General features: G+C 66.5%; 15 protein-coding genes and 2 pseudogenes. 16 read left to right on the forward strand and 1 reads right to left on the reverse strand.

Going from position 1 to position 15,507, the window contains the following annotated elements; translation table 11 throughout:
* The 15 genes and pseudogenes from W823_RS57960 to W823_RS33825 form a co-directional block, all read left to right on the forward strand.
* Positions 1-395: pseudogene (locus W823_RS57960) on the forward strand (hypothetical protein); the annotation flags it as partial.
* A gap of 52 nt (positions 396-447) precedes the next feature.
* Entirely contained in the window at positions 448-1,944 is a 1,497-nt protein-coding gene (locus W823_RS33770; protein ID WP_152537969.1) for an SCO6880 family protein, read from the forward strand.
* Positions 1,945-1,966: 22 nt separating this feature from the next.
* Complete coding sequence (locus tag W823_RS33775) at positions 1,967-2,257, forward strand: hypothetical protein (RefSeq protein WP_023954620.1); 291 nt, start codon at positions 1,967-1,969, stop codon at positions 2,255-2,257.
* Complete coding sequence (locus W823_RS33780) at positions 2,257-3,285, forward strand: SCO6880 family protein (RefSeq protein WP_023954622.1); 1,029 nt, start codon at positions 2,257-2,259, stop codon at positions 3,283-3,285. The genes W823_RS33775 and W823_RS33780 overlap by 1 nt, the downstream gene beginning before the upstream one ends.
* Before the next feature lie 35 nt (positions 3,286-3,320).
* Positions 3,321-5,333 (forward strand): hypothetical protein, encoded by a 2,013-nt coding sequence (locus tag W823_RS33785; protein ID WP_023954624.1) that lies wholly within the window; start codon positions 3,321-3,323, stop codon positions 5,331-5,333.
* Entirely contained in the window at positions 5,330-5,695 is a 366-nt protein-coding gene (locus tag W823_RS33790; RefSeq protein ID WP_023954626.1) for a hypothetical protein, read from the forward strand. The genes W823_RS33785 and W823_RS33790 overlap by 4 nt, the downstream gene beginning before the upstream one ends.
* Positions 5,695-7,728 carry a transglycosylase family protein gene (locus tag W823_RS33795; RefSeq protein WP_023954628.1) on the forward strand — a complete coding sequence of 678 codons (2,034 nt, stop codon included), beginning with the start codon at positions 5,695-5,697 and terminating at the stop codon, positions 7,726-7,728. The genes W823_RS33790 and W823_RS33795 overlap by 1 nt, the downstream gene beginning before the upstream one ends.
* Positions 7,725-8,276, forward strand: coding sequence for a hypothetical protein (locus tag W823_RS56210; RefSeq protein WP_023954630.1), 552 nt, complete (start codon positions 7,725-7,727; stop codon positions 8,274-8,276). Before W823_RS33795 ends, W823_RS56210 begins: the two co-directional genes overlap by 4 nt.
* 25 nt (positions 8,277-8,301) lie before the next feature.
* Positions 8,302-10,077: a type IV secretory system conjugative DNA transfer family protein gene (locus W823_RS33805; protein WP_023954632.1), complete on the forward strand. Its 1,776-nt coding sequence runs from the start codon at positions 8,302-8,304 to the stop codon at positions 10,075-10,077.
* Positions 10,074-10,817, forward strand: a complete 744-nt coding sequence (locus tag W823_RS56215) for a DUF4913 domain-containing protein (protein WP_023954634.1) — start codon at positions 10,074-10,076, stop codon at positions 10,815-10,817. The genes W823_RS33805 and W823_RS56215 overlap by 4 nt, the downstream gene beginning before the upstream one ends.
* Positions 10,818-10,847: 30 nt before the next feature.
* On the forward strand, positions 10,848-12,263 hold the full coding sequence (locus W823_RS33810) for a hypothetical protein (protein ID WP_152537970.1): 1,416 nt from the start codon (positions 10,848-10,850) through the stop codon (positions 12,261-12,263).
* A gap of 59 nt (positions 12,264-12,322) precedes the next feature.
* Complete coding sequence (locus W823_RS33815) at positions 12,323-13,042, forward strand: hypothetical protein (protein WP_023954638.1); 720 nt, start codon at positions 12,323-12,325, stop codon at positions 13,040-13,042.
* Positions 13,043-13,084: 42 nt separating this feature from the next.
* Positions 13,085-13,315: pseudogene (gene nrdH / locus W823_RS58585) on the forward strand (glutaredoxin-like protein NrdH); the annotation flags it as partial.
* Positions 13,316-13,479: 164 nt separating this feature from the next.
* Complete coding sequence (locus tag W823_RS33820; RefSeq protein WP_023954642.1) at positions 13,480-13,737, forward strand: hypothetical protein; 258 nt, start codon at positions 13,480-13,482, stop codon at positions 13,735-13,737.
* Positions 13,738-13,858: 121 nt separating this feature from the next.
* A complete protein-coding gene (locus tag W823_RS33825) occupies positions 13,859-14,104 on the forward strand; it encodes a hypothetical protein (RefSeq protein ID WP_152537971.1) in 246 nt (81 codons plus the stop codon).
* 50 nt (positions 14,105-14,154) lie between these two features.
* Here the strand turns inward: W823_RS33825 and W823_RS57965 are convergent, their stop codons facing one another.
* Positions 14,155-14,349 carry a hypothetical protein gene (locus W823_RS57965; RefSeq protein ID WP_023954647.1) on the reverse strand — a complete coding sequence of 65 codons (195 nt, stop codon included), beginning with the start codon at positions 14,347-14,349 and terminating at the stop codon, positions 14,155-14,157.
* 483 nt (positions 14,350-14,832) lie between these two features.
* Between W823_RS57965 and W823_RS33835 the strand changes: the two genes are divergently transcribed.
* Complete coding sequence (locus W823_RS33835) at positions 14,833-15,240, forward strand: hypothetical protein (RefSeq protein ID WP_023954649.1); 408 nt, start codon at positions 14,833-14,835, stop codon at positions 15,238-15,240.
* The last annotated feature ends 267 nt before the right edge of the window (positions 15,241-15,507 follow it).

The following is a 15,507-nucleotide window of genomic DNA, read 5'->3' on the forward strand; positions in this document are numbered from 1 at the left end:
GCGGAGCCGGTGGCGGCGCGGGCACCTCCCCGATTGCCGGGCGCACCGGCGGCCAAACCGGCGGTTCGATGACCAGCTCGTCCGGCAGTCCCGGCCCGGGCAGCGGCGGGGACGGTGGCAGCAACAACAGCCCACCCTCGTCGCCACCCTCGGTCAAACCCGGGGCCCAGCCTGCCTTGTCCGGCGGTGACGACTCCGGTAGCTCCTCGGGCAGCGGCGATTCAGCCGGGCCGCTCAAGGCTCTCACCGAGTCCGGTGGTGTTGGCGCTATGGCCGGGGCCGGGGTGGGCGCGGCGGGCTCGGCAGTGGGCAATGAATCCGACGTCGGTGGTCCCCCGATCTCCATGCAGCCGCGCATGCAATCGGGGTGGGGCGAAAACGCCATGGACCGCTAACCCCACCTCTGCCCACCCCGTAGCCAGCACCACCTGAAAGTGAGTGACCCCGATGAGTCAGCAGCCCTCCCAACAGCGGTTGTTGTACCGGCCCGCCCATGCGTTTCGTTCCGCGGGCGCGTTCGGCCTGACCATGTTCTCCACGATGCTCTTGTTGGGTGCCTTGTTCACCTGGGTGATCGTGCTCATGCTGCCGTTCCCCGCCATCATCAAGTACCTCGGCTACCCGGTTGCTTTGGCGCTGGGGATTGTGCCGCTGGTCATTTCGATCGGTGGCCGGTCACTGTGGGAAGTGGCGATGGGCAAGGGGGCGGTCATCGCTGAGCAACGGCGCGGACAATCGATGTACCGGTCCGGACCGTTCAGCCAGATCCCCAACGGCACACCGCCACCGGGGTTGCTGGCCACCAGCCGCACCTTCGACTTTCATCCCGGCGATGGCAGCGCCCCGTTCGGGCTGATCCAGTTGTCCTCCCGCAACTTCTACACGCTGGTGTTGCGTACGTGGCCCCAGGGCGGGGAGTGGAACATTCAAGCCACCCGTGACCGCTGGGTCGCACGCCTGGGCGACATGCTCACCTTCATCGGCCAGTCACCCGACCTGGTCGCGGTGACCATCACCATCGAAACTCTGCCCGAATCAGGCAAAAGAGCCTCAACCCTGATGCGTTCACGCCTCGATGAGAACTCGCCGGTCGATGCCCGCCAGGTCATCATCGAAGCTGTCGAGAAAATCCCGTCGGCCGAAGTCAAACTCGATGCCCGCGTAGCGGTCACCTGGCGCGCCGACACCGCGTTCCGCAAACGCGACGCCACCGACATGGGCGAGGAAATCTCCCGCCGTCTGGGCCGGGTCAAGGACTACTGCCACTCCGCCGGGCTGCGGGTGCGACCCATGCTCGAGCGCGAGATCTGCGCCATCGTGCGCCGATCATTCTCTCCCGGAGATGAACTCGACTTGGAGACCGGGCTGATGACCGGCGAGCCCATGCGGTTGCGGTGGGAAGACTGCGGCCCGGTCTCCGCCTCGGATCAACATGACTGCTACCTGCACGACGCCGCCCGATCGTTGAACTGGACGATGGCCGGCGAACCCGAGGCCCCGTTCGATTCCAACGTGCTCTCCGATCTGCTCAACACCCGTGCCGAAATCCCCCGCAAGCGAGTGACATTCGTCTACCAGCCCTACACCCCGTCCCAGGCCACCAAGATCGTCAACAAGGACCACAACGACGCCCGCCAGGCCATCAGAACCCACGTCGGCAAGCTGTCCGAACGGTCGCTGGTGCGGATGGAGTCCAGCGAAGCTGCCCGCCAGGAACAAGCTCGCGGCGCGGGTATGACCCGGGTGTCGATGATCGTCACCGCGACCCTTCCGGTCGAGGGTGACACCCGCAAGGTCGAGACCCTGGTCACCGACCTCGGTTTGGCTGCCGCCGTTCGTCTCACCGCGGCCAAGGACCAGCAACTCGCCGTCTTTGAAGCCGGTCTCGGGTTCGGCGTGATCTTGGCCGAAGAAGCCTCCGTCTCCGACAAACTCGCCGCCTAACCGCCAGCCAGGAGCACACACCATGCCCATCTTCAACTCTTCACCCACCGACGACGCCCGCCGCCATCACTTCCTGAAACTGATCGTCATCAATAGCGTTCGCACGATCGTGTTTTGCGTTATCGCACTGCTCGGCGCGGGATCGCTGGTGTGGCTGGTACCCGACCATATGGCCGCTCCGCTGGCCCCGATCTACGCCTTGTTCATGGTGGTGCTGGCCCACCGCTGGTTCGCACCAGACCGCAGGCCCCCCTCTGGATCGGCGGCCGCCCCAGGCATCGAGGGACCAGCTGACGACGAGCGGAGCCGGTGATGGTGTCGGTTCTTGGGCGCTCGCGCCGCCTGGTCCGCACCAGCGCCCGCTTGCCGCAGGTGTCCACACCACTCTCGATCGCGGACTACCCCTCAGCCGGTGGCCACATCTTCGCTTTGGTGCACGCTGAGCAGACCGCGCACTACACGGTGCTCCTCAACTGTGAGGGCTCATTGGCCCAGTGGGCGAACCTGTTTGGGCATCGGGCCATCAGTATGGGACCGGACGCCCCGGACGTAGTCGGGCTCTCAGCGGTGTGCGAGAGCGCCCCGGCCAGCGTCGACGGCCGCCGTCAATGGCTCCTGGCCGAGGGACATCACTACCTCGACCCCGAGACCGACATCGCCGTGCGCGCTCATGTGTCGGTCACCTTCGCCGCCGTCGCAGACGACACCCGCAAAGAGCCGCAGGAGATGGGCGTGGAAGTCGGCGCACGCCTTCCGGCGCTGATCGGATCGCTGCTGGGCACCGGGCTGGCAGTGACCCCGATGGGAACCGGCGACGTGCTCGACCTGGTGTGCGCGGCCTACAACGAGATCACCGACACCGACGGGGTCAGTTGGCCCGAGATCGGGCCGGTGGAATCGCACCGGGTGCGTACCCTGCTGTGCCACGACGACTTTGTCTCCTCGTCGTGGCTGATCAGCCCCCACGTTCTCGATGCCGAAGTGCTCCAGACACTGATCGCACCAGCAGCATTGGTGCCGCGCAAAAGGGTCACTGTCACCTATCGCTCGACCCGCCTGTCCCCCGAGATCGACCCGGACGATCCGTCGGCGCTGCTGCACACCCCACACCTGGAGCGTTTCGGCGGGATCATCACCGCCACCGAACCATTCGGCCGCACACCCACGATCGAGCCGGTCACCGACGGTCTGCCCCTCTATGGCCGTCTGGGTCTGCGCAAGGGCTATGACCGGCACGCCGAGTTGTTCGCGGCCGGCGTGGGCATCGGGGTGCTCCTGCCCGAGCACAGCGACATCACCGACGAGCCCACTCGCCACCGCCACCGCCGCGCTGCGGACTGATTACCGGCCCTTCGACCCGAAAGTAGGTAGCGCTCATGACCATTACCGATTTGTCCTCCCGCAGCGGCCGTCACCGCGACCCGCAGACCCCGGTCCCGGCCGACGAGGATGTGCTGGCGTTACACGCGGGCACCCTGACCACCCCGCCCCCGGCCACCAAGGTCAAGAAGAAAAAGCAACGCGAGCTGTACTCCGAGGAAGAGCGCGAGGATCTCGCCGACCAGACCCGCCAGGGTGGCCTCGGCATCAAAGCCGCGGTCGCCCGATCCCGCCTGGACAACGATGCCCGTCGCCGCCAGCAGCGCCGCGAAGCCCACGAACGCCCCATCGAGTTCGACATTCCGTCGCTGGCCCGTACCGACGCCGGCTATGACGGCAAAGGCGGCGGCACCGTCGCCCACGTGCCTCGTCCCAACGAGTTTCGGGGTACCACCGCTCAGGTGCCCGGGTTCTACCCGTTCCCCATCGGTGCTTCGGCGCCGTTGACCGGCGCACCCACCGGCATTCATCAGGTGACCGGTGCGATCGTCGGGTTCTCGGCGATCGAGTGGTTTGAAGCCGGGGAGATCACCGCACCGTCGGCGATGGTGTTCGGTCTCAACGGTTTCGGTAAGTCGACCTTCGGTAGACGCCAGGTGATGTACGACATCGCCACCGGGGTGCGACCGCTGATCATGGGCGATCATCGCCCCGACTTCACCGACCTGATGCGCAAGATGGTGCAGCGCGACGACTACGGCAATGTCGTCATCAATCCCGAGACCGGGCAGCCGTACGCCCCGCAGGTGTCAGCGGTCGGCTTCGGCCATCCGCTCAACCCCTTGGCCGTCGGCGCGTTCGGCAAACTCATCGCCCGCCTGCCCGCTGCGCACCGGGAGATGGCCGAACGAGAAATGCGGGCCCGCCAGGTGTCTGCGGCCATCGGGTTGCTGGAGATCTCGGCCGGCAAACGCATCGCCCCGCACGAACGGACCTTGCTCACCACCGCGCTGCGCGTGCTGTACGCCTCGAGCAACGAGTTCACCCTCACCCACGCTCCCATCCCCGGCGACGTGCTCGACCTGCTGCGCAAAGTGCCGCAGACCTTGATCGATGCCACCGCCACCGCCACCGACACCGACCCCGAACTCGCCCGCGCCCGCGACCTGCTCGACGCCTCAGGCTCCCTGGGCCGGCGCCCGAGCGACGAACTGGCGATCGACCGCTACCTGTTGCTGACCGAGAACCTGCGCCAATCCCTGGACCAGATGGTCTCGGGACAGTTCGGGGAAATCTTCAACGCCCAAACCGAAACGCCCATCGACATCGATGCCCTCGGGGTGTGCGTGGACATGTCCAACATCCCCGACAGCGACCACGCCCTGCGCGCAGCGGTGCTGCTGGCGTGCTGGTCCGACGGCTTCTCGGCCGTGGAGGCCTCTCACAAACTCACCGACGCCGGCATGCAAGGCCCCCGCAACTACAACCTGGTGTGCGACGAGTTTTCGCTGGTCCTCGGCGTCGGTAACGGCATCGTGCAGCGGGTCGATGAAGTGACCCGCGTGCAACGCAAACAAGGCACCGGCACCCTGTTCACCACCCACACCGTCAAAGACCTCCAGGCGTTCGACTCGATGGAAGATCGCCAGCGCGCCATGGGATTTCTTGACCGGGCCCGCGCCACGATCTGCTTTCCGCTGCCCATCGAGGAAGCCAAATTGATGGAAGGCAAAGTCAACCTCAACGCCCAAGAATCAGCCACCCTCGCCGAGTGGGCCACCACTCCGCGCGGCGTGGACGACCCGGTCGTCCCCGAGATCAGCGAAGACCGGTGGGCCGCCGGGGAACGGGCCGAACAAACCGGCGGGCATTCCATCCCGCCCGGCATGGGCAAGTTCCTCATCAAAAACGGCGAAAGCGATCTTCCCGGCATCCCCGTGCAGATGCACCTGACGCCCACCGAACGCGCCCTGGAGCTGCACAACACCAACAGCCGGTTCAAGCGGGGACGGCCCACCACCCTTGCCGCCGAGCAGGCGACTGCTGACGCCACGGGGGCACGTCGATGAGTGCCGACGCCGCCACCGACGGTTCGGGCGATGAGGTGGTCGAGGACCTCCTCGAGCGACTCGGATCCCATAACCCGACGCGGGCCGCGCACCCCGTCGAAGTGCAGGAGCTGGCCGTCTCAGCCGTGCGTGAACTGCTGCGCAACACCGGCATGTCTGTCTCAGCTGCCGCCACCGAGGTCGCGGTCAGTATCGGCTGCGGGGTGACCACGGTGCTGCGCTGGTGCAAACTGGCCGGCGTCGGCCGGGACGACACCCTGGGCGTGCGCGAACGCGAGTACGAAGCCCGCCTCGCGGTGGCCCAGCGCATCAACCGCGAACTCACCGACCTCGCCCGCCGCCACTACCGCGACGGTCTCTGATGGGTGAGGGCGCCGCGAAGGGGGCGATGGCCTTCATCCTGGGCATCGTCTTGTTTCTCGGTGCCTGCGGCATCATCGTGTCCTCGGTCGCCAGCGACGACGATGCCTGCGCTCCCCTGAACTCCAGCGTCATCGACGCACCGGCCGGCGCAAGTCTGTCGCCCGGCCAGCAGGTCAAGCCAATGAAAACCGCTGACTTCGTGATCAGTTCGGGTTTCGGGCCCCGCGACGGCAGCATGCACCAGGGCATCGACCTCGCCGGCGACGACGGCTCACCGATCTACGCCGCCGCCGACGGCACCGTCATCGCGGCCGGTGACGCCTCCGGGTTTGGGCAGTGGATCGTGCTCGACCACAACATCAACGGCCACAAGTGGTCCACCGTGTACGGGCACATGTGGCCCCACGGCGTGCTCGTCAAACCAGGCCAACACGTCACCGCCGGCCAACACATCGCCGCGCTGGGTAACAACGGCCAATCAAGCGGTCCACACCTGCATTTCGAGGTCTGGGACGGGGGGCACCGCGACTTCGGTGGCGGCACCGCCATCGACCCGGCCGGATGGGTCAACGACAGCCCCGAACCCGGAAGCGCGCCCCCACCTGCCCAACCCGCACCCCCGGCCGAGCCCGCACCGGCTCCCGCTCCAGCCCCGGTAGGAGCGCGTGCTCCCCCACCCGCTGACTCCACGGTGGTCTCGGCGGCGGACTGGGACAAGGTCGCCCAGCTCGAATCCGGCGGCAACTGGGCCATCAACACCGGCAACGGCTATTTCGGTGGGTTGCAGTTCAATCCGCAAACCTGGACCGGCAACGGCGGCGGCCAATACGCCGCCACCGCCGACAAAGCCACCCGCAAACAGCAAATGGAGGTCGCCAACCGCGTCCTGGGCACCCAGGGATGGGGGGCGTGGCCGACCACGTCCGTAGAAGCCGGGGTCACCAACAAAACGCCCGCTCCCGCCGGGGCCTTCGTCAACGCCGCGACCACTCCCGCGCCCGCTCCGGACGCCAAGGCTGCTGCCGAGAGCGGACCGCTGCCACCGCTACCGGCCACCAAGGGCACCGAAGCCCAGCTCCAGGTCGATTCGGTGCGCGTTGCGCGTGCCGTGGCCGCCAAGTTCCCTCAGATCCAGACCATCGGCGGATGGCGCGCCGGCGGCGGGCCGGTCGGAGATCACCCTGAAGGTCGCGCCGTCGACTTCATGATCCCGAACTACACCTCCCAGGACGGGATCGCGCTCGGCGACGAAATCAACAAGTACGTCCTGGACAACAAAGACTTCTTTCACGTCGAATACACCATTTGGCGGCAGCAGTATTTCCCCGCAGTCGGTGCCCCGAGCACGATGGGAGACCGCGGCACCCCCACCGAAAACCACTTCGACCACGTGCACGTCACCGTCGTCGGCGGCGGCGCTCCCAAGGGCAACGAGGTCTACACCGCGCCCGGGGTCAACGGTTCAGGCAGCGCTCCGACCGCCGAGTGTGACCAGCCCGAGGGCGGCACCCCTGGCGGCGGGGTCGACAACCTCGCGGCCGGCAAAGTGCCCCCGGAGTACGAACCCTGGTTCCGCAAAGCCGGGAAGCTGTGCCCGCAAATCAGCTCCGCGTTCCTCGCCGGAATCGGTAAGCAGGAAACAGGTTTCAACGCCTCGCTGGTGTCCCCCGTCGGCGCCCGAGGCCCCATGCAGTTCATGGACTACACCTACCCGTCGTGGGCCAAAGACGATGACGGCAACGGCACTGCCTCACCCACCGACATCGGCGATGCGGTGATGGCCGCAGGCCGCTACTCCTGCGACAACGCCCGCATCGTGGACGAGGCGATCGCCAAAGGCACCGTCAAAGCCCCCGCCGACGGCGGCGCACCCAAGCTCTACGCCGAGTCCTACAACGCCGGGGTCGGAGCGATCCTCGAGGCCGGTGGTGAGCCCTCCGGCGGCGACTACGACGTCCAAACCCGCCCCTACGGCACCAATGTCGTGCGCTACATGCACGAGTTCGCCCAACAAGGACTGGATCAACGATGACCCGCACCCCCGCAACCACATTCGCCGTCGCCGTGGTCACGGTGCTGGCCCTGCTCGGCATCACCGCGTGTGGATCCAGCGACGACCACCGCCCGCACACCGACCACGAGCACGGTGAGCACTACACCGCCCCACCAGGACTCGTCGACGCCCCGGCGCCCAGTGGGGCGCTGACCAGAGCTCTGGCGGCGATCTTCAGCTGGGAACCGGTGACCGATAAATCCCCCACTGACGCCCTGCGCCGCGCGGCCCCGCACCTGACCGGTGACGCCCTCGCCTCAGCGCAGACCCCCGATGCTCGCGGTGTGCGCACCAGCACCGAATGGGCCGGGTGGCGCAGCTCCGGTGATCTGATCACCGCCCGCGTCACCGACGCCCAAGCCACCCTCACCAGCCCCGGCAAGGCATTCGGACGCGCCAACGTCACCCAAACCGTCCTCCACCTCAACGGCGGATCCACCCCCTACCGCTCGTTCACCGTCCACGCCCAGCTCCGCCAGGTCGAGGGCACCTGGAAACTCGCCACCTACCCCGACAACGCCGAATAACCCTGCCGCACTTTAGGAGACACCGATGAACATGATGGGCACCACCCGCCGGGTCACCCCCGGTAAACGCGAATCTGCCACCGACCCCGGGCTAGTCCTCGCCGGCATCGCCATCACCGTTCTCGCGGTGGTCTCGATCGTGCTGGTGTCCTCAGTTCACCTGTCCGGCGCCGACAATGCTCCGATCAACCCGGCAGCCTTGACGTTGAGCATTGCCCAGGACAAGACGCCCTGGACCGGTGCGATGACGGCGATTGCCGTCGCCGAAACGCTTCTGCTCGTCGGGCTGGCCGCGGCAGGTGTGTGGCTGTATGTGCGCCGCTCCAACCCCGCAGCCCGCGACTTCGACCGGGCCGCCCGTCTGATGGGCCGCGGCCGCCAGATCGAGTTCCTCACCGAACGCGGTGCCCTCGCCAAAGCCGCAACCCTGGGCGTCCCCCGAGCATTCGGTCCCGGGCTTCCGCTCGGCAAAGCAGTCGCCGGCGGCAGACGGCTGTACTCCAACTGGGAAACCTGCACCGTCGACATCTGGGGACCTCGACGCGGTAAAACCCTGAGCCGGATCATCCCCGGCATCCTCGCTGCGCCCGGCGCGGTGCTGGCCACCTCAAACAAGTACGACTACATGGTCAAAGCCACCCGCGCCTTGCGCCGGCGCATGGGCCGGATCTGGCTGTTCGACCTCCAGAAGATCGCCAACCACGAACCGGACTTCTGGTGGAACCCCCTGACCTACATCACCGACGACGACACCGCCGAAAAAGCGGTCTCTGTCCTGGCCGTCGACGGCGTGCCCACCGGAGGGGGCGGCGGAGGCAGCGCCGAGTTCTTCCACAAAGCAGCCTCTCGCCTGCTCAAATGCCTCCTGCTCGCTGCTGCACTCGACCGCAAACCCGCACCGATCGTCGCCGCCTGGACCGCCATTCCCACCGACGCCAGCGAGGCCGCTGAGATCCTCGACCGCCACGGATGGCCCCGGCTCGCCAACGAAGTCCGCGCCGCGGTCGCCTCCCCATCCGATCAGCGTGGCGGTGTATTCGAAACAGCCCTGAACTGGGCGTCAGTGTTCACCATGTCCACCATCCAAGCCTGGATCACCGACCCCGGCGACGGCCGACCACACTTCGACCCGGACGCGTTCGTGCGGTCCAAAGACACCGCCTACGTCCTGTCTCGAGGCAAGGGTGACGGCAGCTCCGCTGGACCCATCGCCACGCTGCTCACCGTGGCAGTGTGCGAGGCCGCCGAGCAGTTCGCCGCCGAGCAGGGTGGACGTCTGCAGGTGCCGCTGGTCTGCCAGCTCGATGAGGCCGGCAACGTGCTGCGCTGGCCCGCCATGGCCGAGAAGTACACCCACTACGGCTCGCGCGGCATCCTGCTCTCGGCGATGTTCCAGTCCTGGAGCCAGGGCGTGGCGACCTTCGGCAAAGAAGGCTGGTCGACGCTCTGGGATGCGGCAGGAGTCGCGATCTACGGCGGCGGCATCAAAGACACCGACCCCCTGGGCGACTTCTCCCAACTGATCGGCCAGTACCAGTACCAGTCGGTATCCCGCAGCTCCGGCGGCGGAGGCGGCTCGACCTCGCGCAGCACCCAAACCGAACGCGTCCTCGACGTCGCCGACCTCGGAGCGATCCCGTTCGGCCGCGTCATCGCGTTCGGAGGGTCAGCCGCCCCGGTCCTGATCGAGACCGAGTTCTGGTTCAACACCCCACTGGGCAAAAAGGCCCAGCAAGCCACCGACGAAGACGACGCTGCCAAAACCCTCCTCGACCTGAACGACGGAGGATCTGCGCGATGACTCTGGACCACAACGGGTTTGACGCTCCTGCCCCACCTCGTGACCCCGGTGCAGAAACTGTCGCAGCTATCGCTGACAAACTGGTCGAGACGCTGGGTGACGCTGCCCAACGATCCATCGGGCAGGTCCTTGCGAAAGCGACCGGCGATCCGCTCAGCTCTGCGATCGAGGGCAGTGAGCTGCTCCTTCAGTTCGAGGCAGACACCGCTCGCGCAGTGCACCAAGCGTTCACCCCTGCGGCGGTGGACGAAGCGATTGTCGAAGCGGTTGCTGACCTGGTGTATCCGCCAGAACCGCAACTGCAATTCGAAACCCTCGATGCCTTCGTGACCGGTTACATCGCCCGGGTATTTCGCCGAGATGTTGTGCACGGCCGCGACTATCTGTGGTGCCCACGCTGGTTCGAGCACGAACCAGCAGTCGTCACACTAACCGGGTTGTGGCTGTCGTTCGAGGTGCTGCGCAACGACCCAGGCACCGGGCCTGCGGTGTGGCAGCGCGACTACCTGCTGCCCCTGATGAATGCGCTGACCTCCCCGAGCGGACCTTTGGTCGGCTGCAAAGCCACCCACCACGCGAAGTCTCTTCCGCCGCTTCCGTGCGACCCGACCCCGCCAGGGCTGTTTGAAGACACCCCAGCTGAGGTCACCGACGCCGTGCGTACCCGCACCACCCCACCACCAGCGCCCTCGGCCGAGGCCGGTAGAACGCCGCAACCCGCGGCCTCTCCCAGCCGATAGCCCGCACACCCCTAGGAAAGGAAACCCGTTGTGAGTGAGACAGATACCGGCCATGAGCAGGAAGTAGGCCGAGCGTTTGGGCAGGTGATGCGGGTGGCGTTGGCAATGGCCTCCCAATTGGCCCAGCACCGCGCCCGCCAACGTCAGCAGCGTCAGCAGCAACTCGAACGCATCGCCCGCGAACGCCAAGCCGACATTGACGCGCAGGAGCGGGAGCTGCGCACTCGCGAAGCAGAGAAGGATCGGGCGGCGCAACAGACGGCCCGGGAGCAAGATCGGGCCAAACAGCAAGCAGCTCGAGACCAGGCCATCGCTGACCGGAACGCCGCTCGCGATGCCCTGTTCGCTGACCGGGAACGACATCAGACCGCACGCCGGATCGCTGAGTACCAGCTCAATCGAGTCGATCGCGATAAGTGGTGGGAGAACGCCACACCGGAGAAGATTGCGACCGCGTACCGCCAGGCCCAGGAATGGCGCGGCGAGTCCGGAGCGGCGATCAACGCCGCAGAGGTCATCGAAGAACGCGTCGGCGCCGAAAAAGGACTCAACCTCGCCGACGTGTCCGAGGAAGACCTCGACACGGCGTTGGCGGAGGCGTACATGACACCCCGCCAACGCGCCCAACGTGATGCCGAACGCAAACGTGAACAGCAGCAAGGCCAAGACGCTGGCAGTGACCGGCTCACCGCCCAGAACCTCGCCGATTCGCTCATTGCTGACGCCGACCGTGAGGACGCCCAAGTCGACGCCGAACTTGACGCCGACGGTGGACCGGCCCACACCCCTGTCGAGTACAGCCCCGCCGCCGCCAAAGCGCGAGAAGAGATCCGCGCGATGCTCGCCGGCAAGAAGCGCAGCGCGACCGGCCTTCCTGGCAGCACGCCGTCACCGCTGCTCAATCTGCCGCCCACCCCGGAGCGCGACGACCAGGTCGAGGACATCGATCCATCACGACCCTTGCTCAATCTGCCGCAGACCAACACCAACACCGCCTCACCCGATGACCCAGCTGCCTCGCTGCTGAACATGCCCGATCCCACCACCGGCCTTTCCCCGGACAGCACGCCGTCGCCGCTGGCGGACGTCATCGCCTCTGGTGCGCAGCTGGCCGCCGACGCCGAACCGACAGTGGCAGCAGTGAAAACACTGGCCACCGACGCGACGGGCCCGAACCTCGATGCGGCGGCAGCGAAAGCGGCAGATCAGCGTCCTGCCGGCTACGACACCGTGGAAAGGCGGGAGGCGACCGAAGCATGGGTGCGCGAGAACACCGAAGCGACCGAGGAAGCGATCTCCGCTCGGATGGCCGCTGACATCAGCTCCGCCCATCCGCCACAGGCCGCGGTCGGAGCAAAAGCCAAAACTGCCGGCAAAGCCAACACCACCGGTCAGGTCCGCAACCTCACCAACACCCAGGGCCCCCAGCACCGCCAATCACGCTGACCCCGAGGAACGTTCGACATCTCTGCAACCAACCACCCGAGTGAGAAGGAGTACCCCTCATGGCGCTATCCCGCGCAGAAGAATGGGCCAAGGCCAAAGAGTTCGTCGCCGAGCACGCCGACGAGCTCCACGACCTCGATTCACCCAGCGCACTTTTCAAATATTGCGAGAAGAAGCGCCACGGCGGGAAGTCGCTATGGCCCAAAGTGCGCACGGAACTACGCAAACAGCTCGGCATCGACCTCGACCAGATGCGTGCTGACGCCGCTGCGGCCCTCGCCGACAAAGCCCGCCACCTGTCGGACTCATCAGCCGATGCGCCCACCGTCGAGCTGTACACCGCAGGCGAACTCCTCGAGAAACCCAGCCGCGACGACCCCGATGAAGTCGAGATCGTCCCGGCGTTCGCGATCGCCGACCTGGCCGGAGACCCGGTGTGGTTCGGCAACGTGCACCCCAACGACCGAGACAAGATGACCGACGAGCTGGCGGTGGCCACCGATGCCGCCCGCAAAGCGGTCTGGCTCGCCGGCCAAGTCCGCGACGATCAGGGCCTGGAAATGGTGCGAGTCATCATCCACCACAGCCACCCCGGCCTCGACGCTGCGGCGCTCGCCCGCGCCGGGGTCAAACACCTGGTGGCCGTGACACTCTCACACGTTGATGACTCGGCCGAGAACCCGGCCACCGCCATCTGCCTCGACGCCCCCGGGTACCGCGACTGGCACGAACACCGCCTCTCCGACCTGCTGGCCACACCGGCCGCCTCAGGCCGGTGAGCACCCTTGAGCGCACCATCGCCCCAACAGCCCGCGGACCCGATCACCGTCTACAGCAAACCGGCCTGCGTGCAGTGCACCGCCACCTACAAAGCGCTCGACAAAGCTGGCATCGACTACGAGACCGTCGACATCACCACCAACCCCGACGCCCGCGACTACGTGATGAGCTTGGGCTATCAGCAAGCGCCCGTGGTGGTTGCCGGCGAGCACCACTGGTCTGGGTTCCGCCCGGACAGAGTCAAAGCAGTAGCAGCCCAGCAGCGCTCTTCCTCACCGTCACCGCCGGATACCGCAGCAGCAATGTCGGAGCTGCTGCGCGCCACCACCGTCCCGGCGACGACAGCATCCCTGGTCGCCGGGCCACCCGAGAACACCCACGCCGCCTCCACCCAGCCGGTGACACCACCAGCTCAACGCCAGCAGGGGCGCACGAGATGGTGATCGTGCGCGCGGCACTACCAAGCGGCGTCCAACCCGACACCCAATGGGCAGCCAGCCTCACCAAGCAACTGAGAACAGTGACCGTCGACGCCCACCCCGCCAGCGCCGGGGAGGTCTATCTCGTGCTCACACCCGTCAACGGTGCGCACCCCGCCGCCGCCGGGAAGGCAGCAGCCGAACTCATCGCGACACCACGCACCTTCGGATTGCGCATCGCTGCGCACACCTACGACCTCAGCGACCGGGACTAGCCCGATCGCACGGCCACTTCGAAAGGAGCCACACAGCCGCAACATTCAACGATTCGACACAAGCAATCGCATACAGCAATCAGTCTTCTGCAACTCTCTGCAACCAAAGACAAGGATCACCATGACCTCGATACGCTCCAAAATCGCCGCCAGCGCAATGACAATCGTTGCCGCTGCCACCATCGCGGTAGGAGCCGGTGCAGGCACCGCCAACGCCGACGATCCCAACTGGCCCAATTACAAAGTGGGCCCGTACCCGTCGATGCAGGCCTGCCAAACGGCGATGACTCCCTACATCAGGGTGTCGGGATGCTTCCACGACTTCTGGCCCGTGCAGGCGTACTACTTCTGGGGCGAAACGATCTAACGCCCGGACCTGGAGCCGCCGACACCCCACGTGTCGGCGGCTCTACCCATTCAACCAAAGGACCTCCACCAGTGAGCATTCCCGACGATCCCGCCTACCTCCTCGAAGACGCCCGACAGAACCTGATCGACGCCGACAGAGAACCCCCCGGCAGCACCCGACGCCGCTCCTTCGCCCACCACGCCGAAACCCAATGCGCCGACCTCATACTCCGGCCGGAGTCCTCCGAGACGCAGCGCGCCCAAGCCTCAGTGTTCCTCGAGCAAGCCCAAGCGATCCAGAAAGAACCATCCACTGACCCGCCCAGCAATCAGCTCGGTACCCGAGTCGCCCACGCCGGCAACAACGCGACAACGACCGCGCCCAAGGCCCGCCGTCAGTCCTCGACGCCACAGCCAGCCACCCTCGCCACGACATCGCCCGAGCCACCAACGGACACGCACCCTCCACACCCATCCACGACACGCCTCGCCGCAACCCAATCGGCCCAACCCGCTAGCCATTCAGTGCCGTGTGTGTCGAAACACCTCCCAGTGACACCACGAATGTCCGTGCGCACTGCTAACGTTCACCACCGAGCCTGGTCCCAATGCGACACTCCCCCCGTCGCATCCAGGTGCTCGCACCCCCCTAGACCGCGAGCACCGGGACCAGGCTTACCCCTATCAAGGCAATGCTGCGCCAGTCCTGGACTACCGCAGGATGATTGCGGCCTATACCGTCGAGCGATGAAACGTCAGCGTGTGATGTCGTGCGCTCTGCTCAGTGTGGCCACCGCTGCATCGTTGTGGGCGGCCCCAACCGCTGCGGCCGCCCCTCCGCCGCAGCCGTCATTGAAGTCGTCCATCACCTTGCAGGTGCCCGGCGCCGTGTGGGGTTACGGCGGCGCTGGCATCTACCAGCCTCGCGTCTTCTACGGCGACAGCCACATCAACCCGACACCGGTCGGGTACGGCTATGTCTTCCACTGGCGCAACCTGTCGACCGGGGCCGCCGGCACCATCCTCGACTTCCCCCACCGCCGCGCCGCCACCCGCACCGGCCCAGGACAGGTCGTCGTCACCGGCGAGTACCCGCGTCAACCCAGGATCTACGCCGTCACTCCCAGCGCCGGCAGCTTCTACGTCGACCCCTAGCCGACCGCGATCCTGACGCCGCCCGAAGGGCGTAAAAGTCACCGACATCGCGGCGGTCCATCCAATATTTGACCTTGTAGAGCGGCACTCAGCCGTCCCGAGCCGACTTCGCTCGAATCCGAGCGCCCATGTCCATCCGGGGCCGTGTGCTCTGCGGGTTTCGACTGCTGAGCCTGTCTCGTCGTTCGTCATTACACTGGCTGTTGGGCCTTCTCTGGGGAGGGAGGAAGAGCGTGGTGGCAACAGTCCGGACTCGCCGAGCGCTTG

The sequence above is a fragment of the Williamsia sp. D3 genome (assembly GCF_000506245.1).
Taxonomy (GTDB): Bacteria; Actinomycetota; Actinomycetes; order Mycobacteriales; family Mycobacteriaceae; genus Williamsia; species Williamsia muralis.

Excerpts from the sequence above, each read along its gene's own strand:
- W823_RS33790 (WP_023954626.1), top strand. The coding sequence starts at position 5,330 with ATGAGTGCCGACGCCGCCACCGACGGTTCGGGCGATGAGGTGGTCGAG.
- W823_RS56215 (WP_023954634.1), top strand. The coding sequence starts at position 10,074 with ATGACTCTGGACCACAACGGGTTTGACGCTCCTGCCCCACCTCGTGAC.
- W823_RS33825 (WP_152537971.1), top strand. The coding sequence starts at position 13,859 with ATGACCTCGATACGCTCCAAAATCGCCGCCAGCGCAATGACAATCGTT.
- W823_RS33780 (WP_023954622.1), top strand. The coding sequence starts at position 2,257 with ATGGTGTCGGTTCTTGGGCGCTCGCGCCGCCTGGTCCGCACCAGCGCC.
- W823_RS33815 (WP_023954638.1), top strand. The coding sequence starts at position 12,323 with ATGGCGCTATCCCGCGCAGAAGAATGGGCCAAGGCCAAAGAGTTCGTC.
- W823_RS33805 (WP_023954632.1), top strand. The coding sequence starts at position 8,302 with ATGAACATGATGGGCACCACCCGCCGGGTCACCCCCGGTAAACGCGAA.
- W823_RS33785 (WP_023954624.1), top strand. The coding sequence starts at position 3,321 with ATGACCATTACCGATTTGTCCTCCCGCAGCGGCCGTCACCGCGACCCG.
- W823_RS56210 (WP_023954630.1), top strand. The coding sequence starts at position 7,725 with ATGACCCGCACCCCCGCAACCACATTCGCCGTCGCCGTGGTCACGGTG.
- W823_RS33775 (WP_023954620.1), top strand. The coding sequence starts at position 1,967 with ATGCCCATCTTCAACTCTTCACCCACCGACGACGCCCGCCGCCATCAC.
- W823_RS33835 (WP_023954649.1), top strand. The coding sequence starts at position 14,833 with ATGAAACGTCAGCGTGTGATGTCGTGCGCTCTGCTCAGTGTGGCCACC.
- W823_RS33820 (WP_023954642.1), top strand. The coding sequence starts at position 13,480 with ATGGTGATCGTGCGCGCGGCACTACCAAGCGGCGTCCAACCCGACACC.
- W823_RS33795 (WP_023954628.1), top strand. The coding sequence starts at position 5,695 with ATGGGTGAGGGCGCCGCGAAGGGGGCGATGGCCTTCATCCTGGGCATC.
- W823_RS33770 (WP_152537969.1), top strand. The coding sequence starts at position 448 with ATGAGTCAGCAGCCCTCCCAACAGCGGTTGTTGTACCGGCCCGCCCAT.